Source organism: Parabacteroides goldsteinii, assembly GCF_020091425.1.
GTDB classification, from domain to species: Bacteria; Bacteroidota; Bacteroidia; order Bacteroidales; family Tannerellaceae; genus Parabacteroides; species Parabacteroides goldsteinii.
The window spans coordinates 1,621,806-1,646,650 of record NZ_CP081906.1 but is presented as its reverse complement, the minus strand read 5'-3'; the positions used below and the strand labels follow the sequence as shown (position 1 = coordinate 1,646,650).

18 protein-coding genes and 2 pseudogenes are annotated in these 24,845 nt (G+C 44.1%); 13 read left to right on the top strand and 7 right to left on the bottom strand.

The window, feature by feature from the left end; genetic code table 11:
• Positions 1-22: 22 nt before the first annotated feature.
• The 3 genes from K6V26_RS07705 to K6V26_RS07695 form a co-directional block, all read right to left on the bottom strand.
• Complete coding sequence (locus tag K6V26_RS07705) at positions 23-1,744, bottom strand: phosphoethanolamine transferase (RefSeq protein ID WP_224264996.1); 1,722 nt, start codon at positions 1,742-1,744, stop codon at positions 23-25.
• 152 nt (positions 1,745-1,896) lie between these two features.
• Positions 1,897-4,089, bottom strand: a complete 2,193-nt coding sequence (locus K6V26_RS07700; RefSeq protein ID WP_224264995.1) for a DUF4838 domain-containing protein — start codon at positions 4,087-4,089, stop codon at positions 1,897-1,899.
• Between the two features lie 62 nt (positions 4,090-4,151).
• Entirely contained in the window at positions 4,152-4,493 is a 342-nt protein-coding gene (locus tag K6V26_RS07695; protein WP_007659304.1) for a hypothetical protein, read from the bottom strand.
• A 142-nt stretch (positions 4,494-4,635) separates the two neighbouring features.
• Here K6V26_RS07695 and K6V26_RS07690 point away from each other — a divergent pair, with 142 nt between their 5' ends.
• Positions 4,636-5,142: a bacterioferritin gene (locus tag K6V26_RS07690; RefSeq protein ID WP_007659302.1), complete on the top strand. Its 507-nt coding sequence runs from the start codon at positions 4,636-4,638 to the stop codon at positions 5,140-5,142.
• A gap of 64 nt (positions 5,143-5,206) precedes the next feature.
• Here the strand turns inward: K6V26_RS07690 and K6V26_RS07685 are convergent.
• A pseudogene (locus K6V26_RS07685) lies at positions 5,207-5,416 on the bottom strand (DUF456 family protein); the annotation flags it as partial.
• Between the two features lie 194 nt (positions 5,417-5,610).
• On the opposite strand from K6V26_RS07685, the gene istA reads away from it, so the two are divergent.
• From istA to K6V26_RS07630, 12 genes and pseudogenes are all read left to right on the top strand, one after another.
• The gene (istA, locus tag K6V26_RS07680) at positions 5,611-7,146 is read left to right on the top strand and encodes an IS21 family transposase (RefSeq protein WP_044214480.1); all 1,536 of its coding nucleotides are present in this window, start codon (positions 5,611-5,613) and stop codon (positions 7,144-7,146) included.
• Between the two features lie 16 nt (positions 7,147-7,162).
• A complete protein-coding gene (istB, locus tag K6V26_RS07675; protein ID WP_009038478.1) occupies positions 7,163-7,915 on the top strand; it encodes an IS21-like element helper ATPase IstB in 753 nt (250 codons plus the stop codon).
• A gap of 74 nt (positions 7,916-7,989) precedes the next feature.
• Complete coding sequence (locus tag K6V26_RS07670) at positions 7,990-8,928, top strand: fibrobacter succinogenes major paralogous domain-containing protein (RefSeq protein ID WP_195438823.1); 939 nt, start codon at positions 7,990-7,992, stop codon at positions 8,926-8,928.
• Between the two features lie 294 nt (positions 8,929-9,222).
• Entirely contained in the window at positions 9,223-9,522 is a 300-nt protein-coding gene (locus K6V26_RS28715) for a DUF6922 domain-containing protein (protein ID WP_394373147.1), read from the top strand.
• A 106-nt stretch (positions 9,523-9,628) separates the two neighbouring features.
• A complete protein-coding gene (locus K6V26_RS07665; protein WP_195586923.1) occupies positions 9,629-11,197 on the top strand; it encodes an ATP-binding protein in 1,569 nt (522 codons plus the stop codon).
• A gap of 107 nt (positions 11,198-11,304) precedes the next feature.
• Positions 11,305-11,517, top strand: a pseudogene (locus K6V26_RS07660) (AAA family ATPase); the annotation flags it as partial.
• Between the two features lie 186 nt (positions 11,518-11,703).
• Positions 11,704-12,879 carry a M24 family metallopeptidase gene (locus K6V26_RS07655; RefSeq protein ID WP_195586921.1) on the top strand — a complete coding sequence of 392 codons (1,176 nt, stop codon included), beginning with the start codon at positions 11,704-11,706 and terminating at the stop codon, positions 12,877-12,879.
• Positions 12,880-12,898: 19 nt separating this feature from the next.
• Complete coding sequence (locus K6V26_RS07650; protein ID WP_007659293.1) at positions 12,899-14,593, top strand: alkaline phosphatase; 1,695 nt, start codon at positions 12,899-12,901, stop codon at positions 14,591-14,593.
• A gap of 68 nt (positions 14,594-14,661) precedes the next feature.
• Positions 14,662-15,582, top strand: coding sequence for an aspartate carbamoyltransferase (gene pyrB, locus K6V26_RS07645; RefSeq protein ID WP_007659291.1), 921 nt, complete (start codon positions 14,662-14,664; stop codon positions 15,580-15,582).
• 6 nt (positions 15,583-15,588) lie between these two features.
• On the top strand, positions 15,589-16,053 hold the full coding sequence (gene pyrI, locus K6V26_RS07640; protein ID WP_007659289.1) for an aspartate carbamoyltransferase regulatory subunit: 465 nt from the start codon (positions 15,589-15,591) through the stop codon (positions 16,051-16,053).
• A 6-nt stretch (positions 16,054-16,059) separates the two neighbouring features.
• Positions 16,060-16,626, top strand: a complete 567-nt coding sequence (locus tag K6V26_RS07635; protein WP_224264994.1) for a flavin reductase family protein — start codon at positions 16,060-16,062, stop codon at positions 16,624-16,626.
• Positions 16,627-16,630: 4 nt separating this feature from the next.
• Positions 16,631-17,347 (top strand): porin family protein, encoded by a 717-nt coding sequence (locus K6V26_RS07630; RefSeq protein ID WP_007659285.1) that lies wholly within the window; start codon positions 16,631-16,633, stop codon positions 17,345-17,347.
• Positions 17,348-17,353: 6 nt separating this feature from the next.
• Here K6V26_RS07630 and K6V26_RS07625 read toward each other — a convergent pair whose 3' ends face one another.
• From K6V26_RS07625 to porU, 3 genes are read right to left on the bottom strand one after another with little or no spacing between them, the layout of a single operon-like run.
• Entirely contained in the window at positions 17,354-20,233 is a 2,880-nt protein-coding gene (locus K6V26_RS07625) for a PD-(D/E)XK nuclease family protein (RefSeq protein ID WP_224264993.1), read from the bottom strand.
• Between the two features lie 32 nt (positions 20,234-20,265).
• On the bottom strand, positions 20,266-21,261 hold the full coding sequence (mgrA, locus tag K6V26_RS07620) for an L-glyceraldehyde 3-phosphate reductase (RefSeq protein ID WP_195438818.1): 996 nt from the start codon (positions 21,259-21,261) through the stop codon (positions 20,266-20,268).
• A 34-nt stretch (positions 21,262-21,295) separates the two neighbouring features.
• The gene (porU, locus tag K6V26_RS07615) at positions 21,296-24,730 is read right to left on the bottom strand and encodes a type IX secretion system sortase PorU (protein ID WP_224264992.1); all 3,435 of its coding nucleotides are present in this window, start codon (positions 24,728-24,730) and stop codon (positions 21,296-21,298) included.
• Positions 24,731-24,845 lie beyond the last annotated feature (115 nt).

The following is a 24,845-nucleotide window of genomic DNA, read 5'->3' as shown; positions in this document are numbered from 1 at the left end:
GGTAGAAGTTTCTATCAAAATATCAATCTTTGTCGTAAACAATTCCCCATTTGTCCAACATCTCGAAGTCGGCATTCTTCAATCCGACTTTCCAGAAAGGAACCGGTTCGTCATGATCTCCGAGGTACATGCGGTCGCGCACCGTAAAAGCCGGATTGGAAACAGCCAGGGTAGAATCGGAAACTGCCGTATGTATTCCTGCCAGGTCCAATACGGTATGGAACACACTATTCGTGCTGACCGGTAGAGCCTGATGAGCCATTGTCGTCTGGTATTTCTCCGGATAAGTAGCCCGGTAAGCATCCGAGAACCAAATAATATAAGGTATATGTAACTGATAATAGGTCGGTATTGGAGACGCATGCAAATAACGGGCACGGGCATCGTCAAAAATATCTTCCCCGTGATCGCTCAGATAAAGCATCGACACGCAAGCGTCCGTTTTTTTCATCATATCCGTAATCTCACCTAGCACATAATCGGTATAATGTATCGAATTATCATAAGAATTACGCAGTTGCTTCTTATAAGAGGCACGGATTCCTTCCGCTTTATCCGGGGTATAAAATGCAAAATCTTTCGGATAACGTTCATGATAGTTAAAATGCGAACCATAAGTATGAATCACAAAAAACAAATTACCATCCGTCTTATCCACTTCTTTCTGCAAATAAGGGAGCAATTCACCGTCATGCAAAGATGTCAGATAAGCAGACTTCGGTTTAAACTGGCTCATATCTATAAATGTATCCGCTTCCCGGTAAAACGAACCGATCATCGACGTGCTCAGATTCTGGTTCGCAATTACAACCGTATGAAAACCGGCTTCCTTAAAAGCAGTCACAATACTTTTCTCATCATAAATCACCCCATAATCTTCGGCACTGGCGGCAGACAGAATGATAGGCACACTCTTATGAGTATTATTGGATTGGGTAACCACATCGGTAAAATGAACCAACCCATCCAGTTTCTCCATCCGGGGAGTCGTTTTACGTTCATAGCCATACAAACTCCATTCCATCGCACGAGACGTCTCTCCCACCACCAATACATAAATTTCACGTTTTCCTTCCGTCTGCACGTTCTTTGTCGCATGGAAGGTAAAATCGGATGATGTAATATGATAATTACTGTTTTTTTCCGCTTTATTGATTGCAAAATAAAGGTTGTAAAGCGCATTTCCCGGATAAAAATCATTTTTCAGTGAAACCATATGGCCTTGTATCGGAGCCAGCATGCAAAGAATGATCCCCAGTATAAACACACCCAGACTTCTTACCGCCCATCTTTTTCGGAAAGAGTTTGTCAGCTTCTTTTTCATCCGGACAGACCAGACAGCCAGCAGCAGAGTTGGCAATGTATAAAAGAAGAAGACACCTATAATGACAAGAAATATATTTCCAAGTAATTCGCTGGCTTCAGATGCAGTCGAACTGGTCAGGTTCAGAAACATATCTACCGCAATCACCGATTCGCCAAAAAGATAAAGCAACACAAGCTGTCCCCCGTCCAATATAACTTTCGGTAGCAGGCACCAGACGACAATACCCGGTTTGCGTGCCAACAAAAGCAGACCTACCCAAAAGGCATAAGGCAATATCAAAGATGCGATTCCCACTGTGACAGGTAAGGGCTCCGTAAAGAACAACACACAATTAGGAACGATAAACAACAACGCAAACAAGAACAACAAATGTTCCTGGGAAGTGAACCAATTCCTCAACTTTATAAAATAACTCATCGATATACCGTATATTCCTGAAAAACAACTACTCTTTTATCTTCTTCCGGCTTTCATTTCCGGGCGAACTGCAAAAGTAGTTGTTATTCAGCATATACTTATACAAACCACATACAAAAAAAGTTATTTCACACAATTCCGACCATCTTTTCCTATTGAACAGTTACTTCATCCAAGAAAAACCAAGCCGGATAACCTACCCCGTAATGCCAGGAAGGACAGGTCTTGATTCCTTCAATCTCGACCTTTATATAACGGGTTGTCACGGGAGAAGGGGCTTCACACTTGACTCCCACAAACTTCACCTGTACGGAACGGTCTTCCGCCAAACTCTTTTCACCAAACGGTTGATAGGTTTTATTATCCGACGACGTGGAATAGGTCACTTTCTTCGGAAGCAATATCCAGGCACCCAACTGGTGAAGGAAATCACTTTCTATCGAGCTGACCGGTGTCTCTTTACCCAGATCGAGAATAAACGAACCGTCAATGCCCTCCCATCCGATCCAACTTTCCACAAAAGTAGTTCCACCGAACAGTTCATCGGTCAGGGCGGTTTCTCCCAACGTTTTATATTTACCGGACGGCTCTTGAATCCAGATCACTTTCGCACCTTTTGCCAAGTTCTTTGCTTTACCGGGCAGATAACGTTCGGTATATAATTTGCAATATTCAGCCGGAGGATTACTTCGTTCGTTCAGGGTCGGTATATTAAATTCGCGCGTACGTTCTTCAAATAAAGCCAGGTCGGCTTTGACTTCTTCCAAATCGTGATTTCCTTCGGCGCGTGCTATTTCAAGTCCGGCATATTGTAACGGCAAACGGGATAGCCGTACACGTTTCAACAGGATGGGATCACCGGCTACTGCCTGTTCCGCCTGATCGAACAACTCATTATAGCGCTTGCGGCAATTCGCATTCAGCATACCGTCTTTATGTGTAACCGGTGAGTCGTATATCCAAAGACGCTGTTTACTGGCAAGCAAACCACCCTCCAACAGCTTCTCATACTGATAAATATAAGGAGAGGCGGCCCCATAATAGCCATCCATGAAAGCACGCATCAGCGAATCGGCATTCTGGTAAGGATTCCACATCAACTTACTAACCATATAAGCACGCATCTCCGGGAAATCACCTCCTTTGGAACCTCCTATCTGGGAGAAATGCATGGTTGCATGATGTTCTTTAAACAATTGGATATTCTTTTGCAGAATCGGGAAATTGGGGAACGGAGATACAAAATTATCAAAATTAATCCCGTAATCCCACACGAATATATTATTACTGATAGCAGACCAACCTTTCATAGCTTTCATGAAATCCTGTCCGGAAGCATTGTCGGTCAAAGGAACTTCACGGTCGCAATCGATATCGCACAGCATGATATTCACATTCGGCAATGGCTTCACATGCTTAGGCGGATGCATCGTATACAGATAAGCCAGCGTGGAAAACTCTTTGTCCGGGAAGCGGGCAGCCAACTTATTCAGAAAATGAATCAGACTGCCGGAAGGGCCTCCCTCCTGTTCATCCAATGCTTTACAGTCCGGACAACCGCAGTTAGTAAAATTACCGTCGTTCTGGCTGACGGAAATCATATTCTTCCCTGGGTTCGCCTTAAATATGGAGTCAATCTTCTGCGATGCCAGTTCAAATACTTCCGGATTAGTCAGACACCATTGGCTGGCTTTTCCGGGACGGCGTTCACCATTAATAAAGGAATAATATTCCGGATGAGACTTTCCGTATATATCGGAGGGCATGATACGGTCGAATGTATGTACCCACATGCCACCGGCAAATACTTCCGAAGGCTCTTCGAAGCGGAACCATAATTTATAAACCGGGTCTTCACGCAAAGCGTAACACTGACTTTGGCGGTAACGGAAAGCCGGATTCTCCGCCCTGTCCAATTCCGGAATAACGACAGTAGAACGTTCTGTTAACGTATAGGCGTTTGCTCCATAATAAGCAACTCCCAGATAATCTTCCAACAGAGTTACTACACCATAGATATTCCCTTTATCACCACCACTGCTGATAAAAACAATGCCATTCTCTGTCTTCAGACGAAAACCGTCTTCGGTCAGTCCGGATACATCGTTCCCACCTATGACGATATCTCCTTTCCGGGGCGATTTATCATTCACTACGGGCAGGGAGGCACCGCTTATCCGTTTCACAAAATCCTGTAATAAAAGAGCCGCCTGATTATCCACCGCTTCTCCCTTTTCCACCAGGATACGGGAAACAGGCTTGCTGTCCTTCACCACAGTAATCTGTGCATTCAAACAATTCATTCCCAATAACAGGAATAAGGCACATAGATTTAGGTTTCTCATATATTTCAAGTTTAGAATTATCGTGTAAGTATAAGTATCGACAAACGAACTATTCCCGTTTGTTATAAATTCCGGATAATCGCAATAAATTCCTCATTCGTTATATCCAGTTCCGGTTCTTTATAATTGACAAAATCTTCAAAATAATCACTGGCGATATCCGCCACAATCTCTTTTCCGTCCAAACCATAAGAAGAAACCAGTTCTTCCACTTTATTTTTCACTTGCCGAATCACCTGCAAACGGTCTTCGTAGCGTTCCGGCTTTTCCTGGTCCGTCACATGCTCATTGCGAATTATCAGATATACCACCGTGTAAAATTTATCTACACTTCCGAACACGGGGATAAACAATGCTTTCTTATCTTCCGGCAGAGCAGCCAGATATTCCTGTATTTTTGTCATAAGATTTCGTTTTAATTGATAGAATCTATGACAAAGATAAAAAATATTATCACAAGCCGACCCCATTGTATCATGGAAACTGTTAACTTTACAGCATTAGAATAAAGATGTCTTATAAAACAAGATTTAAAACTCAACGATTATGATTAAAAGAGAAAAAAGTATTGAACTGCTAAATAAAGCAGTAGCCGATGAAATGACAGCTGTTAACCAGTACATGTATTTCCATTTCCGTTTGGACGATATGGGATACGACCTTCTGTCCAGCCTTTTCAAACGTACGGCTATAACAGAAATGATGCATGTAGAACGCCTCGCCGAACGTATCCTGTTCCTGAAAGGTGAAGTGGAAATGAAATGTTCCGGTCCGGTAGAAAAGATCCACGATGTTAAAGCTATGCTTGAAAAAGCCGCAGAAATGGAAACCGGTAGCGTAGACGACTACAACGCATGGGCCAACGAATGTGCACAACACGCAGACTCAGCCACAAAGAAAGTATTCGAAGGTTTGGTGGTAGAAGAAGAAGGTCATCTGGACCAGTTCGAAACAGAAATCGAGAATCTGGAAAAGTTCGGAGACAATTATCTGGCATTGCAATCTATCGAACGCAGTAAAGTGATCTCTTCGGGCGGCACTCCTGCTGAATAAAAAGAAAACAAAGAAAGAATTAACGAGGGCGTTGCAAAAGTATCACTGTGGCAACGTCCTCTTTTTATATCAAAGCACTGATAAAACAATAAACAAAATACCCGCAAAGAGCCATCTTTACGACAACACTTAGCAAGAATCCGACAAAAGCTCCTATCCCGGCTTTAAAAGCTTCCATTGATTTCTTTCCACCCAGCAATTCGCCGATCACCGCTCCGGCAAACGGACCGAATAAAATTCCCCAGGGCGGGAACAGGAATATTCCGGCTACGGTGGAAAATTCACTCACCATTGCCCCCCTCCGTTCACTTTAAAGTGATCCCCCAAATTCACTCGAAAGTGCCCCCTTAAATTCACTTTAAAATGATCCCCTAAAAAGTGAGTTTCATTCTTGTTTACTCGATCTATAATTCTATTTTGTTTGTTAAAAACAAATAAAAGTCAGTTATGCCCAATAGACAATTAGGAATGGAAAAGATTCGTCAAGTGTTACGCTGTTACTCTCAGGGTTATGGGACCAAAAGTATCAGCAGTATGTTAACCGTTTCGCGCAATACGGTCAAGAAATACTTACAGGTATTTCAGCGCAGCGGTTTGGATTATGAAGGAGTACTGTCTCTATCGGACCAGGAACTCTCGGAGTTATTCCACGAAAAGACCAGAGTAAAGACAGAAAGCGAACGGATGGAAGAACTAAAGTCGTTGTTGCCCGAATATTGCAAGCGGCTTCAGAAGAAAGGTGTTACCCGTGAGGCTTTACATCGTGAGTACCTCTCTTCCCATCCGGATGGTTACGGACGCACCCGCTTCTATATTCTGATTCAGCAGCATATAGCCTGCAGCCGTCCCATCATGCATCTTGAACACAAGGCCGGTGATAAAGTGTTCATAGACTTCGCCGGTGACAAACTCTCCATCATCGACCTTGAGACGGGCGAAATCATCCCGGTGGAGGTTTTTGTCGCGATCCTTCCCTGCAGCCAGTTAACCTATGTGGAAGCGGTCATGAGCCAGAAAAAGGAGGACTTGATCCGTGCTTCGGAAAACGCCTTGTTATACTACCAGGGGGCTCCCTCCGCCATCATCCCGGACAATCTCAAGTCCGCCGTTACTAAGAGCAGTAAATACGAGGCCATCCTGAATGAGGACTTTGCAGCCTTTGCCGAACATTACGGCTGTACCGTAATTCCCGCCAGGGCTTACAAGCCACGTGACAAGGCACTGGTCGAGGGTGCCGTTAAACTGATCTATCGCAGTATCTATCCAAAGATACAGGAACGCGAGTTTTATGACCTTGATTCACTGAACGCGGCTATCCGTGTCGCCTTGGAACTCCACAACAACACTCCGCTGACAGACCGTAAATACAGTCGACGGGAACAGTTCGAGGAGATAGAACGTGATTCTTTACGCAAGCTCAATCCCATCCGTTTTGAACTCAAACAGCGTTACAGGGCTACCGTGATGAAAAACGGTCATGTCCGCCTGGGGGAAGACGCCCATTACTACAGTGTGCCTTGCGGCTATATAGGCAAGAAGGTCATCTTGTTATATACCTCACGCGAGGTATGCATCTATTACGGCTACGAGCTGATTGCTTCCCATACCCGCAACAGGGCCCGTTGCCGGTACACGACCCTGGAAGAGCACCTGGCTTCACACCATCGCTATATCACGGAATGGAACCCGGATAAATTTATACGTGAAGCGGCGGCTATTCATCCGGATGTGGAGGCATATATCCGTCAGGTTATGGAAGAGAAAAAGCATCCGGAGCAAGCCTATAAATCGTGTCAGGGCATTCTTAGCTTCGCACGCAGGGTCGGCAACACCCGATTGACCAATGCCTGCCGTTGGGCTACAAGTTACGGTCTGTACAATTATCCCATCATCGAGCGCATCCTTAACAACCGGCAGGATGAGTTCCCGTTGGAAGACAGTGCCGGGCAAGAAACGGAGATGCCTTCCCATGAGAATATCAGAGGAAAAGAATATTATCAATAAACCAACCAGATACAATATGGAAATGAATCAGGACACATTGGAAAAGATGTTAGGAATGAATCTTAAAGGTATGTATTATGCCTTTAAAACAAGTTTGGAAACACATCGGACAGAGAGCATGACTACCGACCAGTTCGTCTCATGGCTGGTCTCAAGTGAATGGGATGACCGCAGAAACCGCGCGGTAGAGAGAGCTATCCGTCAGGCCTCCTTCAGATACAAGGCCACCATTGAAGAAATAGACTTCTCAGTGGAAAGGGGGCTGGACAAGAATCTTACCCAGCGTTTGGCTGACCTTACGTTTGTCAGGGAACGCAAAGACATGTTTATTACCGGAAGTGCCGGAACAGGAAAAAGTTATCTGGCAACCGCTTTTGGCTTCCAGGCTTGCCAGAAAGGATATAAAGTACTATACGCCAACACATCCAGACTTATGGGGATGCTTAAGGTTGCCAAGGCAAAAGGTACAATCCTGCAAGAACTCAAGAAAATCGAGAGGTTGGATATGCTTATACTGGATGATTTTGGCATACAACCCTTCGATTCCCAAGGGCGGATGAACCTGATGGATATCATAGAGGACAGGCATGGTAAAAAATCCACCGTCATAACATCACAGGTCCCGGTAAGGGATTGGTATGACGTTATTGGAGAAAAGACGATTGCCGATGCCGTTCTGGACAGAATTGTACATCAGGCTATACGTATAGAGCTCTTCGGAGAGTCGCTACGCAAATGTAAAAGTAAAAAAGAATCGTTATATTTATAAACGAAATTTAATGTAGAACCCGGCATAACTGACAGGAAGAATACGAAGAAAACAAGAATGAACAGGATGGAAGAATGGAAAAATTTAACAGGGGTCAAATTGCTCTGAATAAGGGGGCTACTTTGAGTGGATTTTCCACACCGACCTTCAACAACAACTACAATGGCACGTATTGCAACAGCACAAACGAAGGAAACAGCTGGCTAACTGCCTCTATAAGTACCACCGTCGTTAATAATCGGCGCAAGTACACATTCACCGTTAGAGCGCACGCCACAAGCGGAACCGATGCCGCTTACCAATGGCATGAGGCAAACCCGCAGATCAAATATGGCAATACCGTTGTCAAACAGTATAAAATAATACGCGGAGCCTCTATCTATCCGTACCCGGCAGGGGGCGGCAGTCCTTATTATTCCAGTGTATTGCAGGGAGGAAGATGGTGGGCACCGGTTAATATAGGTGCAACTTATATAGGTACACAAAACGATTACACATCCACTACCTCCACCGGATACTTCTTCCAGTGGGGACGCAAAAATGGAATAGATATTAACAATTATAACTATATAAGTTCAGGTGCACCTGTGTCGAGGAGTGTCGGAGATAAGTTCAACGACTTTTATAAATGCAACTGGGGTACGTACGATTGGCAAACTCCTCAGAATGATTATTCATGGCTACTCGGAAGTTCTTCCAATCCATGTCCAGCCGGATATTATGTACCGACCGAGAGTGAATGGAAAGCGCTATCAGACAGGAGTCGCTCAAGCGCTAATGGTAGAGTAACGCTACCGGGTGATAACGGGCTGAACCTGATAATTCCACAAGCTGGTTATCGGAATTGTGATAATCAATTTGGTGGTAGAAATTCAATCGCTAACTATTTTACATCTACGGCCGATCCCAACGGAAATGGCTGTTATAAGTTTACTTCTTATTCCAATAAATGGGTAGTGGACATCACCTCTCGTGGTAATGCATATCCGCTTCGTTGTATTAAAGAACAATAACCTCAAAGAATATGCCCCCCAAACTCAAACTCCGGCTTCTTAAAGCCACCGGTTTTCTGGAATAGCCCATATCACTATTCTGTATCTGCCGCCAGCGGGCGACAAACAATAAGCAGGCTTCGGCCTGAACGATCTTTGACATGATGGGATTGGAGAAAAGAATATATTTGTTATATTTGCGAGTGAAAAATAGTAACAATAAATCACTTCTTTATGGAACAGTCAGATGATATGGTAAGCAACTTCATTGAGAAGTTTTCCCCCCATTTATTTTAGGATACTGATCGGAGTAAACTGGATTGGACAAAACACCGTTCTTATATTGTAGAACGTGTTCTGGAATACGGTTTATTTTCGGACTGGCAACTTCTCCGTAGCAGGTTATCTGTCACCGAAATAGCAAAACTGGCCAAACAGTTCCGCCAACTCGATACAAAAACCCTTGCCTTTATTTCTGCGATATCAAATACCCCTAAAGAAGAATTCAGATGTTACAATACCAAACAATCGAACCAGCCACCCCGGGACAGTTTCCCGGCTCGGTTCCGCTTCGTGGGCGGAGGTGGCGCCAATAAAAAGCGTTCTTTGACATGATGGAATAAAATTGAAACAAATAGGTATTACTATATTCATTATTATTTTCCTTTCAAGAGAAAAGTAATAATCTTATCTTTGTGTTCGTGCTTAAAACAACGGAAACATGGAAACAATGCCGATCAGAAAACTCCCGGTAGGGATACAGGATTTTACCTCTTTAATAGAAGATGGTTTTTTGTATGTGGATAAAACAGATTTGGTTTACCGGATGGTAACTACCGGTAAACCTTATTTCCTAAGCCGCCCGCGCCGTTTCGGTAAAAGCCTGCTCCTTTCGACACTCGAAGCCTATTTCCTCGGACGGAAAGACCTGTTCAAGGGACTGGCTATCGAACAACTCGAAAAGGATTGGAAAGTTTACCCGGTACTTCATTTGAGTCTGAATGCTCAATTCTATGAAAATAAACGAAGCCTGGAGCAAGTGCTTGATGCTCATTTTATTCAATGGGAAAAGAAGTATGGTGAAACGGATAAAGAAGTTGGGTATTCCGCACGTTTCATGCAAATCATCCAACAAGCCTGCGAGAAAACAGGAGAGAAAGTAGTCGTCCTGATCGACGAATACGATAAGCCCCTGCTGCGCACCTTGTTTAACGACGATCTGCACGACGTTTACCGCGAAATGCTGACAGGTTTTTACACCGTCCTGAAAGATGCCGACCGTTACCTGCGTTTTGTATTCATCACCGGAGTAACCAAGTTTTCGCAGTTAGGGATTTTCAGTAACCTGAACCAATTGATGGATATCAGTATGGCTCCCGATTATGCAACGATTTGCGGTATGACAAAGGCGGAGATCGAACGCGATTTCCAACCCGAACTGGCCGCTCTTGCTGCCATGAACAAACTGACGTACGAACAAACGGTAAACGAAATGACGAAACGTTACGACGGATATCATTTCTCGGAATTCCTTTCGGATGGAATCTATAACCCGTTCAGCGTACTGAATGCATTGGTTCAAAAACGGTTCAGCAGCTACTGGTTCGCTACCGGAACACCGACGATGCTGGTAGATATGCTGAAAAAGACCGACTACGACCTGCGCCAACTCGACGGTATAGAAGTGCCGGCAGCTGCACTGATCGATTACCGGGCCGATTTTCATAATCCGGTGCCGATCATCTACCAGAGCGGGTATCTGACGATCAAAGGCTATGACCCTGCAAAGGATTTCTATACACTCGACTTCCCAAATGCTGAAGTAAAATACGGATGGCTGAATTTCATCACTCCATATTATACTCCTTTGTCGGAATCGACCGCTCCGTTTTACATCGGGAAGTTCTGGGATGAGTTGCGTGCCGGCGACGTCGATGCGTTTATGGAACGGTTGCACGCCTTCTTCGAAGGTATTCCCTATGAACTGAACAGCAAGACCGAACGGCATTATCAGGTAATCTTCTACATTGTCTTCAAACTGTTGGGACAATATGTAGATGCCGAAGTACGTAGTGCCCGCGGCCGTGCGGATGCAGTGGTAAAGACAACCGATTATATCTATGTATTCGAATTCAAACTGGACGGTTCGGTAGACGAGGCTCTCCGGCAGATCGACGAAAAAGGCTATCTGATTCCTTACACCGTCGACAGTCGCCAACTGGTCAAAGTCGGTGCCTCCTTCGACAAAGAAAAACGCAATATCGGAGAATGGAAAGCCATTTTCTGCTGACAATACCCCATTATCCTTTTCGATTTTATCCCATCATGTCAAAGAACAAACGGTCTTTAACATGATGGGATTGTTTTTTAAGCAATCGCATCTGTAACCTATAACAGATACAACGTGCAGCCGAGCTAACAGGTCATCCCGTCGTCGTACTCGTCGATGAATATGACAAGCCGCTGCTCCAATCTTTGCAAGATAAGGAGTTGCACCAAGCCTACAAGGATACCCTGAAAGCCTTCTACGGTGTGCTGAAAAGTGCCGACCAGTATCTGAAGTTCTATCTCCTGACAAGTGTTACCAAGTTTGGACAAGTCAGTGTGTTCAAGGCTACCTGATCCCCTACACTACCGACGGTAGACAATTGGTCAAGGTCGGTGCCAATTTCAGCGCAAAAGAACGCAATCTGGAGAAGTGGATTTCTATTTCTTAATCAACATTTAATATCCCATCCTGCTTTTTCCCGGCAATAATTTAATATCTTTGATGCCACATAAAAATAAAAGTTGGAGATGATACAAAAAGAATTGATCGGCGACCTGCAATTGAAATGGGGTCGTATGCAACAGGCAATGCGAAAGATAAATGCGGATGCATGCCTGCTAAGTGTAGATGTAAACCTGTATTATACAACCGGACGTGTGTATAGCGGATATTTTTATCTGCCCGTAGAAGGCACGCCCTGGTTCTTCGTCAAACGCCCTAACGGATTAAGCAACGACCAAATCGAATATATCCGCAAACCGGAGCAAATAGCCGAGATATTCGCTGCACGCGGAATAAAAATGCCGGAGAAGCTGCTTCTTGAAGCCGATGAGCTGACATACAACGATTATATCCGTCTGCAATCGATTTTCAATTCCAAAGAAACCGGCAATGCAACTACATTGATGCGGACCTTGCGTGAAATCAAAACACCATGGGAAATTGCCCAGTTTCGTATCTCGGCGGCAAAACATGCCAAGACATATTCCGAGGTTCCGGAATGTTTCCGTCCGGGAATGACCGACCTCGAATTCCAGTACGAAATAGAAAGACGTATGCGCCAGAACGGTTCCATCGGGTTATTCCGTGCTTTCGGTGCCAATATGGATATCTTTATGGGAAGCATCCTGGCCGGAGAAAATGCCGAAGCTCCCTCTCCTTTCGACTTCGCCCTGGGTGGCGGTGGCATGGATGCCTCCTGTCCGCTCGGAGCCAACGGCACGGTCCTGAAAGAAGGTACGGCTATCATGGTCGATATGGCCGGGAACTATACATCTTATATGACAGACATGACCCGCGTATTCTCTGTCGGCAAACTGACCGAAGAAGCCTACCGCGCCCACCAGGTAGCCCTGACAATACAAAATGAAATCGAAAACACAGCCCGTCCGGGTGTCGTTTGTTCGGAACTATATAATACCGCTGCCGGCATTGCCGAAAAAGAGGGTCTGGCCACCAACTTCATGGGAACCAAGCAGCAAGCCAAATTCGTAGGACACGGCATCGGCATCCAGATAAACGAGCTGCCCGTCCTGACCCCGCGCTCGAAAGAGGAGTTGCAACCGAATATGGTATTTGCCCTCGAACCCAAATTCGTTATTCCGGGCGTGGGAGCCGTCGGCATTGAAAACAGTTTCCTGGTGACAGAAACAGGATTGGAAAAACTGACACTTTTCGAAGAAGAGATCATTCAATTACATTAATTTATAAACATACAAGCACATGAAAAAGACGATTACTTTTCTGCTTCTACTGGCAATCATCATCATGCCGGCAAAAGCTGCGGATGTAGAAAACGTAAAACCGGTCAAGAATGTTATTCTTCTGATACCGGACGGAACTTCACTGGCTACCGTTTCTATGGCACGCTGGTTGCAATGGTACACAAACCCCGACAAACCCAACCTGAACCTGGACCCGTATCTGTGCGGAACCGTGCGTACGCACTCTTCAAATGCCCCTATCGGAGATTCCGCTCCGACAACTTCCTGCTATATGACCGGCTATCCGAGCCGTACCGGTTATGTTTCCACTTATCCGGAACACGACGGAGACAATGATATCTACCCGACCGACCCCGAACGTGCTTTCCAGCCGCTTACCACCGTTTTGGAAGCTGCTAAGATGACACAGGGCAAATCGACCGGTCTTGTTTTCACCTGCGAATTTCCGCATGCAACACCGGCAGACTGCTCTGCCCACAGCTACAACCGCGGTAAATATGAATGGATTGCTCCGCAGATGGCTCACAACGACCTGAATGTTGTAATCGGTGGTGGCGCATCTCTTCTTCCGGAAGAAAGCGAAGCTTATCTGAAAGGTAACGGATATGGTGTGTTTAAAAACGACATCAGCGGTATGCGTAACTACAGCGGTAACAATATGTGGGCTTTATTCGGTGACCGCGAAATGGCTTACGACATCGACCGCGACCCGGCCCAGCAACCGGACCTCGAAGAAATGACACGTATCGCAATCGAGAAACTGTCTAAAAACCCGGAAGGTTTCTTCCTGATGGTAGAAGGCAGTAAAGTAGACTGGGCCGCCCATGCAAACGACCCTGTCGGTATGGCAACAGATATGCTGGCTTACGACCGTGCCTGTGGTGCTGCACTTGAATTTGCCCGTCAGAACGGAGAAACAGCCGTTATCATGGTTCCCGACCACGGAAACAGCGGTATCAGCATCGGCCGTTATTCTTGCGGAGGTTATGATAAACTTACAAAAGATCAACTGTTCCACCAATTCTCTCTTTATAAACTGACGGCAGAAGGTTTCGCCAAGAAAGTAAACAGTGAACCCAACTCCGAAGTACAGAACATCTTCCGCGAATATGCCGGTTTCGAACTGAGCCCGGAAGAACTGGACGCATTGAACCATTGCAAAGACTACAAGAACAGCCCGATTCCTGAAAGCGAACGTACCACCGAAGGGAAAGGCTCCCTCTACAGCGGTTCGCTGACCTCTTTCATGTCTAAGCTGCTTACATCAAAAACCTGTTTCGGATTTACAACCGGCGGACACACCGGTGAAGACGTTTTCCTGGCAGCTTACCACCCGGACAAAGCCAGCCTTCCCATCGGTATGCACACCAACATCGAACTGAACGCATATCTGTGCGCCTTGTTCGGCATGGACCGTGACAAACTGGACGAACTGACAGAAGAGAACTTCGCTCCTCACACAGAGGTCTTTGAAGACTATAAATGTGAGATTATTCCGGCAAAAGACGAGAAAGGCTCTCCCTCTCTGGTCGTGAAAAATAAAAAGAAACAAATCAACATCACCCCGTTCAGCAATATCGTCACAATCGGTAAAAAAGGACAGGAAGAAGTCCGGCTCAACTCGGTTGTAGTTTATGTAGATAAGAACAATACATTCTACCTTCCGACGAAGCTGGCAGAATATCTGAAATAAATACAAGCGGAGGCTATTCAGTCTCCGCTTTTTTTATACTTTTGCAAGAAAGACAGATTATACACAAAATGAAAAGTAAAAGTTTAGTTTCTATCGATCAATGTTCCAAAGAGGACATTCTTCGTATTCTGGATAACGCCAGGAAGTTTGAGGAAAATCCAAACCGAAAGCTACTGGAAGGCAAAGTGGCTGCCACCCTGTTTTTTGAACCCTCTACACGCACGCGATTAAGCTTCGAAACAGCTGTCAACCGCCTGGGCGGACGAGTGATCGGATTCCAGGATGCTTCTACCACCAGTTCTTCCAAAGGGGAAACGCTGAAAGATACCATCCTGATGGTCAGCAATTATGTCGACCTGATCATTATGAGACATCATCTGGAAGGCGCTGCCCGTTATGCATCCGAAGTAACGGACATACCTATCATCAATGCGGGCGACGGTGCCAATCAGCATCCCTCGCAGACTATGCTCGATTTATACTCCATTCAGAAGACACAGGGAAAACTGACCGACCTGAACATCACCATGGTGGGCGACCTGAAATACGGACGGACAGTGCATTCGCTGATTGTCGGCATGTCACATTTTAATCCAACTTTTCATTTCGTGGCTCCGGACGAACTTCGCATGCCGGACGAATACAAGAATTTCTGCGACGAGCACGGCATCAAATATTACGAACATACGACATTCGATGAAGATGTTATCAACCAGTCCGATATTCTTTACATGACCCGCGTACAGCGCGAACGCTTTACCGACCTGGAAGAATATGAACGGGTAAAAAATGTGTATATCCTGCGTAATAAGATGCTCGAAGGAAGCCGTGAAAACCTTCGTATCCTTCATCCCCTGCCCCGCGTAAACGAAATTGCTTACGATGTGGATGATAATCCGAAAGCCTACTACATCCAGCAGGCACGCAACGGATTGTTCGCCCGTCAGGCAATTATTTGTGAAGTTCTTAATTTATCAATTGAAGATTAATCAGTCATGTCAGTAGAAAAGAAAAGAGAATTGCAGGTTGCCGCTCTGGAGAACGGAACTGCTATCGACCATATCCCCCCCAGCCAATTATTTAAAGTGGCCAAATTGTTGGGACTTGAAAATATGGATAACACAATCACTATCGGAAACAATTTCCAAAGTAAAAAAATGGGATGCAAAGGCGTGATTAAAATATCCAACAAGTTTTTTGAAGAAGACGAAATCAACCGTATCGCCCTGATTGCTCCCAAAGTAATCCTGAACATTATCCGTGATTATGAAGTTGTGGAAAAGAAAACAGTTACATTGCCGGACGAACTGGTTGGATTGGTTAAATGCAACAATCCGAAATGTATCACCAATAACGAACCGATGCCGAGCCGTTTCGAAGTAATAGACAAAGAAAAGGGAACAATCAAATGTCGTTATTGTGAACGTAAAATCAATAAGGAAGATATTATTATTAAATAAGTTTTTATGAAGCAAGACTGGAAGCCCGGTACCATGATTTATCCTTTACCCGCCGTAATGGTTAGTTGTGGCAGCGAACCTTCAGAATACAATATTATAACGGTGGCGTGGGTCGGTACAATCTGTACCAATCCACCCATGTGTTATATATCCGTACGTCCCGAACGTCACTCCTATCCCATACTGAAAAAGAATATGGAGTTCGTCATCAACCTGACAACACGCGAACTGGCCTATGCAACCGACTGGTGCGGTGTCAATTCAGGTAAAGGGCACCATAAGTTTGAAGAAATGGGACTGACACCGGGTAAAGCCACGTTAGTAAACTGTCCCACTATCGAAGAAGCACCTCTTTGCATTGAATGCCGGGGCAAGGAAGTGATTGCTTTAGGCAGCCACGATATGTTCATAGCCGATGTCCTGAATGTTCAGGCAGATGATAAATACCTGGACCCGCAAACGGGAGCATTCGATATGCAACGGGCCGACCTGCTGGCTTATTCACATGGGAAATATTATGGATTAGGTGAATTTGTAGGTAAATTCGGCTGGTCGGTAAAAAAGAAAAAATAAACGTATGAAAAAGATACTTCTTCTATTGCCTGTGTTTTTTCTCTGTATATCAGCCAACGCGCAGAAATTTATACAGATTGAGGACAAAGCGTTTAACTTCGGAGCAAAGGTAGGTGTCAACTCTACGTTTCCAATCGTTAATTCGCTTACAATAGATGATGTCAAAGCGGAGAATATCCGCCTGCAATATAAGGTAGGCTATCAGGCTTCTGTCTTTTGCAGAATCAATATCGACCGTTTCTTTATCCAGCCGGACCTGTCGTGGTATCACACGAAAGGAGACATTCTTTTCTCCATGCCACAAAATACCGAGTCCAACTTAGCCGATAGCAATACACCGGAAACAGACCTGCTTCAATTAAAAACCACCTCACTCGAAATGCCTGTTATGATTGGCTATTACCTTGTCAAGGAAGGACCTTATGCCCTCAGTATGATGGTAGGTCCTAAAGTGAAGTATAATTATAAGGTACGCTATACGACACATTTCTCTGAGGTCACGAATGAATACATCAACGACAGCACCCCGTTTGAGTTGGGTATTGCCACCGGGCTGGGCGTCAGCATCTGGAGGCTCTTTTTCGAATTCACCTATGAATTCGGACTCAACAAAGTCGAATCCGATTTCAAAGACAAATCCTCACAAAACCCGATTGAAAGAAACATCTCGATCGACAAACGGACTAATATGATGAGTTTCTCACTCGGTTTTCTGTTCTGACCTGTACTATTTTCCACAGATATCTTTGAAAGGACACCAGGCACAGGCTTTTTCCGTTGTTGTCTGTGTAAACGGTGTTTCACGTCCGAATATCTCATCCAGACAACGGCGCAATTCTCCTTCAAACGCTTCGGAATATGCCGAAAAATCTGTTACCGGTTCCGTTTTCGTCCGTTCAATGCGTCTGCTGACTGAGGCGTCGAACGAGTCGGAGAAAAGCGTACGCATATAATAGATTCCCGGCTGAATCGTCTTTCCTGCGGGAGCGGCTCCAAGCATCCACGAATACATGAAAACCTGCATTACGGCTTTGGCACGGTCTTTATCTTCCTTATCGAACAAACTTTCGACCGAAGTGAAAACAGATGTTCCGCTCCCACTCTTATAGTCGATAATACGAATCGCATCACGCACCTCGTCAATACGGTCGATAAAACCTTTCAGCTGAATCTCTGTCCGGTTGTCACCCAACGTAAACAGACGGTTAATCTTCCGTTCCGATTCAATATATCGGAAAGGCGTCAGTTTACTGTCACGTTCCAGTATCTTCTCCACATATTTCCGAATCATCTCACCTATCAGAAAATTCTGCCCCGTCAGAGGACGTACGACGTCCGACATAAAGAAAATTTCTGCAAATGCCCGGGCAATGGCACCCGTCAGGACAGGCGTATCTTTCTTAATTGCTTTCAGCAGGTCGGCTGTCACTATTTTTCCACAGAGAGGCATATAGAGTTCTTCCATTACCTTATGCAGGATGCTACCGAACACGTTACTTTCAATCGTTTCGCTAACCTCTTCTTCCTCCTGTATACCTTCGACTACCGAGAAATAGAATTTCAACGGACAGTCCAGATACGTATTGACGGCACTGGCGGAAATGGCCCGGTTTCCCCCTTTGTGGAAGGCATTCAAGCGTTGCATCACTTCGTCCGTCTTCTTTACCTGCAAAGCCGGAGTCTTGGCAGACGATACATTATATACGACCAGTTTGTTTTGCAACGGCACTTCGTAGTGATAATGCAATTGATGGACAAAACGGCTGACTTCGCCAGTCTGTAAACCGTTACTGCGGGTATCATAGAGTAAACTGACATGGCTCGCCCTATATATTAAACGGTAAAAATGGTAGGCCCAGACACTGTCCTGATGTTCATAGGTCGGTAAACCGAATCCTCTTCGCAGATTATACGGGATAAATGAGTTTGCCGCCTTACGCAACGGGAAAATTCCTTCATTCATGGAAAGGATAATCAGCCGATCGAAATCCAGTGCACGGGTTTCAAGTACTCCCATAATTTGCAAACCGGACAACGGTTCTCCCCGGAAAGGAATGGTAATCGTATCGGTTACCCGCTTAAGCAGACGGAAATAGGTATCTATCTTCATTTCTATTCCGGCATCCTGCATAATTTCTTTCATCCGGTTGACAGTTGTAAAATAATGGAAGATAAATTCCTGCTCGAGGTCATTGGTACGTTGCGTGGCATCCTCTTCTTCTTCGCCGGATGACAAAGCGTGCATCACCTTGTTCAGCTCCTGCAAGACATTAATGAGGTAATCGGAAAATGTATTCACATCAGTCACCGGAAGAAAGAGAACCGACAACAAATCGGTCTTTCCCAAATCGGCGGCAGAAATATATATCCGGTTATTTTCCGCAATATCTTTCACCAGGGCATTCACTATTTCCGGGCAGGTCGAACTGATATACCGGTGGTTCAATATAGGTAATACATCCCGGAAATAAAAGACCGGTTGCCGGTCTACATAGCGTACGTTTTTCTGCAATGCAAGAATATATTCCATCAACGAAGCGACAGGCGTACCCGCCAACGGGTATCCCATCGTCACATTAATCCGGCGAATCTGTTCAGGAATTGCGTTCAGCACCGGAATAAGCAAATGTTCATCGGGCAGAATGATAGCTGTACGCAATGCTTCCTCGGGTGACATCTCATCCTCCTTGCATAGTTCATTTAATAAAGTATAAACCTGTTTCGCCTGGCCGATACCGGACGGAATACCGATGACTTCAACTTCCGTATCTACTTTCTCTTCGGCAGGAAGCGGATATTGAGAAGGGAAGTTTTTGAGATTGCGCTCAACAAAATAAGAGGCTTTGTTGTTCGGGTCGGTCACCTTGTCAGAAGCATAATCCCAATAGAAATCGGCAATGCCCCGTTTCTGCAACTGAATCAGAAAACGTTCCTCAGCCACAGACAAAGCATTTAGTCCGACAAAGACAACCTTCGTATAAGGCAGGTCACAACAGTTGTTCTGCTCCATCTGTTCGACTACTTCTCGAAATATCATTCCTTCATAGCCTCTTCCTTCTGCGGCTAATGCGTCACGCAAGTCATTATATAATGTATACAGGATTTTCCACACGGCAAGAAACTCTTCCTGATTCGGAGAATCTCCTTTCGGATAAAACGATGACCAGAAAGTACGGATAGCGGCAATCTGCTCTGCATCCAGAAAGCTGAAATCATTTTCTATCTCCCGCAAGTCCGTTACATTGGTAAACAGCATGCGGGCATCGGCCATGTATTTATCGACATCATCGAAATCGTTCAATAACATTTCTCCCCAGTACAGAAACTCGTCGAAAGTTTCTGTCGAACCGCTATGCCGGACATAAATATCATACAGCATAAACAGCATATTGATTCTGTCGGCCGTCTGCTTACCGCTCAACTGCACAAACAAGTCGTTGATGGTCAAGATTGTCGGGGAGAAAAGCGGTTTGTCAGCTACTTCCGAAAGATATTTCTGAAAGAACAATCCCGTTCGGCGGTTAGGGAAAACAAAGGCCAGCCTGCTGACCTCCGCTCCGTATTGCTGATAAAATAAAGAGGCTATCTGTTGTAAAAATGGTGTCATATAAATAATAATGTATCAATAAATCCGGAGCTTCATTTCAAAATAAACTCTATCCGCTCTAACTCTTCATTGGTGAAAACGGTATTACGCAATGCTTTCAGATTATCCAGCAGCTGTTCAACGGAACTGGCTCCGACAAGGACACTGGTTACACGGTCGTCTTTCAACAACCATGCCAAAGCCATTTCAGCCAATGTCTGTCCACGTTCTATTGCCAATTCATGCAACTGGCGAATCTTATTTATCTTATCATCCGTCACCTGTTCCCGTTTCAAATGGCCGGTTGACTTAGCGGCTCTTGAATTTTCAGGTATTCCATGCAGATATTTATTAGTAAGCATTCCCTGTGCCAAAGGAGAAAAAGCAATCATGCCGACACCTTTTTCTTGTAGCAAAGGCAGCAAATCCGGCTCCGTCCACCGATCGAACATAGAATAACGCGCCTGATGGATCAAGCAAGGAACGCGATGTTCTTTCAATACAGCCAACGCCTTCTCCGTCTGTTCCGCGTTATAATTTGAGATACCTACATACAGCGCTTTCCCCTGGCGAACAATATCTGCCAAAGCCCCCATCGTCTCTTCTATCGGTGTTTCCGGATCAGGACGATGGGAATAGAAGATGTCCACATACTCCAATCCCATCCGTTTCAGACTTTGGTCAAGACTTGCCATCAGATACTTACGGCTTCCCCAGTTTCCGTACGGCCCCGGCCACATATCATAACCGGCCTTTGTCGAAATAAGAAGTTCGTCACGGTAAGCTCCCAAGCCTTTTTTCAGAATCCGGCCGAAATTCTCTTCTGCCGAACCATAGACCGGGCCGTAATTATTTGCCAGGTCAAAATGAGTAATGCCATTATCGAAAGCCGTATAAGCTATCTTTATAAAATTATTGAAGACATCCACACTTCCGAAGTTATGCCATAACCCTAAAGAAATGGCCGGTAACAAAATACCGCTACGTCCGCAACGGCGATACGTCATGCCGGCATATCTGTTTTCATCTGCTGTATATATACTTTCCATGGTTTATTTTTATTTCCTACAAATGTAAGTAAAATCACCATAAAATAATCATCTTCTTTGCTTCCGTTGCCTCCTTTGAATTATTAGTGCTTATCGCAGCCCTGTAAATATAAACTCCAGGACGGACATGGCTTCCTGAATTATTTCTCAAATCCCAATCTATCACATAATCTTTGAATAATTCGGACGAACCAGTCTCCTCATGTTTCCAATGCAGCCGGCCTGCAATGTCGTAGACCATGATACCGACTTTCATCTGAGATTCGGGACGGTTGTGTGTAAGATGGAATTCAACATTACCTTTTGCCGGTGTCGGAGTTGCGACAATATTGGTGATGAAAGGTTTCAAGCTCTCATCTACTTCGAACCGGAACGTGTAAGTTGTTGGATTTCCCATGACATCCCAAACTTTAAAGACAGCCTCATGCATTCCCGCACTTAATTGCGGAATACCGAATCTCACTTCACCTTCTCCTTTCCGGCCAAATATATTGTTATAGTAAGAATTCAGATTATAGCTGGTAAAAGGTTTATTGTCTATCATAAGCATCACATCATGCCCGACACCGCCTTCTGTTATATCCACTCCCGTCTGATCCCACAACCGGGCATAGAAAAACGGAGTTGTATTTACTTTGTCACCACTCACAAATGTCGAATCGTTCAAATAAAGTTTTACTATTTCAGGACCTTCGTGATCGTCCAAAGGATCATCAGAAGTACCTTGTACCTTATAATTCGTAAAGTTACCTTTTGCTTCTATTTTCTGCTCGCTATCCGAAGCATACAGAATCATCTTTCCGGCCTTACCGGAATAAGAAATATTGCCCGGGACATAAAAAGAGAAACTGAATTTGCCATTCTGAACCTGGGTTGAGCCCTTATAAACAAGGTTTTTATAATCCATATATTTAAAAGCAGTATCATTCCTGAAGTTATTCCGTGTCGTAATTTCGATTTTACTATCCATCACTTTCACTTCCAGCTTTCCGTTGAAATTATCAATTATCGAATTATCCGGAGCTAATATCTCTCCCTCTACAGTCACTTCATCATAAGCTCTGAAATTAGTTGAATTCTGAACCGCATCTTTTCCATTAATCGTATTAATACGTATTTTATGGGAAGGCAAAGCCAACTTTAAAGCAGGATCACCAATAAAGGTAAAATTCAGGTTTTTCGATCTTAATGATTTATTATCAGCCTTAACACTTCTGACCACATCGCCCAAAGCCGGATACATACTTTGATCGAATAACTTCTCTAGGAAACTATTATTTATTCTATCATTCTCAGAACCGTAAGCCACTCGAACAGTTGTATACAATGCTATCCCCCCACTTTTTTCATTTAGAAAAATGCTCTCTCCTGCCGACGTTGCCAGTGCATCAAAACGACAAAAATCACAGGTAGCCGTAATCCATAATGGTAATTTGGGATAGGAGAATTTATCTATCATCGGTAGTGTAAGAACATTCTCATCAGACCACGAAGTCGTGTTTCCATGCCCTGTATAATTAATCAGCATCAATCCCTCTCTTAACTTCTTATTCATTTCGTCTGTTACGACCGAATATGAATTTGAACTAGAATAGTCTTTGGCATAATTATCAAAAAACAATCGACTTGCCAGAACATCCGGTGCTTTCTCTTCAACCGTTTGAGCTGCTCCATTTGCATATTTCATATGATCATTCGCTTGTTTTTTTACTTTATCCGCATTACTTCCATCATCTGCCACAAAACAAGTTTCATTTTTCCAAATGCCCAGTTCTTCATTATTCATATAACGAATAACCTTATTGACCATCTTCCGGGCATCCGAAACCGAACGGATAGGGAAACGGCCTATCCCTATATCCACCGGACACGATTCTACACTTTTCCCATTAGAAGCATCATCCAGAAAACCAAAATAATCATCTGTCACATAAGATTTTTCATCCAATGAATTTTCTGACTGAAAGGTAAGCAGGAAATTCTCTCTCTCCTTATCACTTATCTTACTCCATGATTCCGTAACAAAGCGGTTATCGTAAGCACCATCTCCGAAAAGCAACAAGTATTTCGGACGATCCTCTTTTGATGCCGCTTTATCATACAACATCTTCATAAACCTTCTATAGGCTGTTGCGTCGGGAGTTCCACTTGAAAATTCATTATATATTTCTTCCGGTGTTACCACTTCCACACGTAAACCATCTTGTGTTTCATGTGCTTCTTTCAATCTCTCCGCTTCTTTTCGTAAAGTAGACGGAGAGATAATAATCATATCTTTATTCGACCAGCCATGAAGGTTCCTGCACTCAACCGCACCTTTACTGACAGGGACAGGAAAATCCGTACGATCAGTCCTTATCAAAACAAATTCTCTCAATGAATTACTTTCCGGAATAGTAAAAGACATTGTAGAGCCGGTCAGTTCTGTTTCTATAATTTTACAGTTTGCAGGGTCTGTTATATCCATAACCATACAGGCTGAATTAGCGCCTTCTATTACAAACCGGGATATATGATTCCGGGATTTAAATGAACGGAAAAATGTATATGGTTCATTGTAAGTCTTCAATTGACGTTTGACATTCAAACGGATATAATCGACATAGCCATCGGTACTGGGTTGCTGTGATTTCTTATACTCCAGCTTAACACTTAAATGATCCCCTGCCTTATATTCATATTTTTGGGCTAATTCCATATCCTTGCCTTTTGTGTATGTTCCACTTTGAAGGGAAGTGTTTCCATTATACAGCTTATTTCCTGCAAAAGATAACGTAATTTCACCTTGTGCCTCTGATGTTGTAGTGAGTGGTACAAATTTGCAATCTACATAAATTTCACCTTCGACTATCCCTAATGTCTCCGGATTTCCAAAGTCATTGAAAGTCTGGGTAGACTGCGATAACTTCTCAAACAATCTCCTTCCCGATAAATTAATAGAAACCAACTCTTTTTCATGGAGTAAATAGTCATCAAAAGTTTCTATTCTCTCACTGGTAGTTCTATCATATTTAATCTGCTCCGGGACTTTAACCTCCGCCCCGTCTGTCAGAAAATAATATCCATACACAGAGTAAGGATTATTGGTATGCGTAAAATTTTCATTTCTTATCTGAGCTTCCCATTTCGTCGTTCCCCGCCCATAAAAAAGGATATAATCATCCTTTCTCAGCACCGGGACAGCAGGCAGATCATCCACATAAGGTTTTGTGAAATCTTCTTCCAAAGGCCAGCCACCATATCCATAGACAGCAACTTTCGAAGGATCGTCAAATCCCATCTTCTTCAATTCAGAAGAAGTAAGTTTGTAGATTCCATCCTGCTCTATCTGTATTTTCACCCAGTTTCCTTTGCTCAATACAGAGTTGTCCGTATACCGTTCACCGGCCTTTACCGAGAGCGAAAAACAGAGGCAAAGCAAAACTGCGATACCACTTATCAGAAATGATCTTGTTTCGTGTAGTTCCATATTTTCAACTATTCAATGATCTTTTAACGCTTTCTGTTTTGTTTTATTATAAAAGAGCGGGAGAATCAAATAATAAGTTCATTAACTTTGCTGAAACGGAAAATAACATAAACAA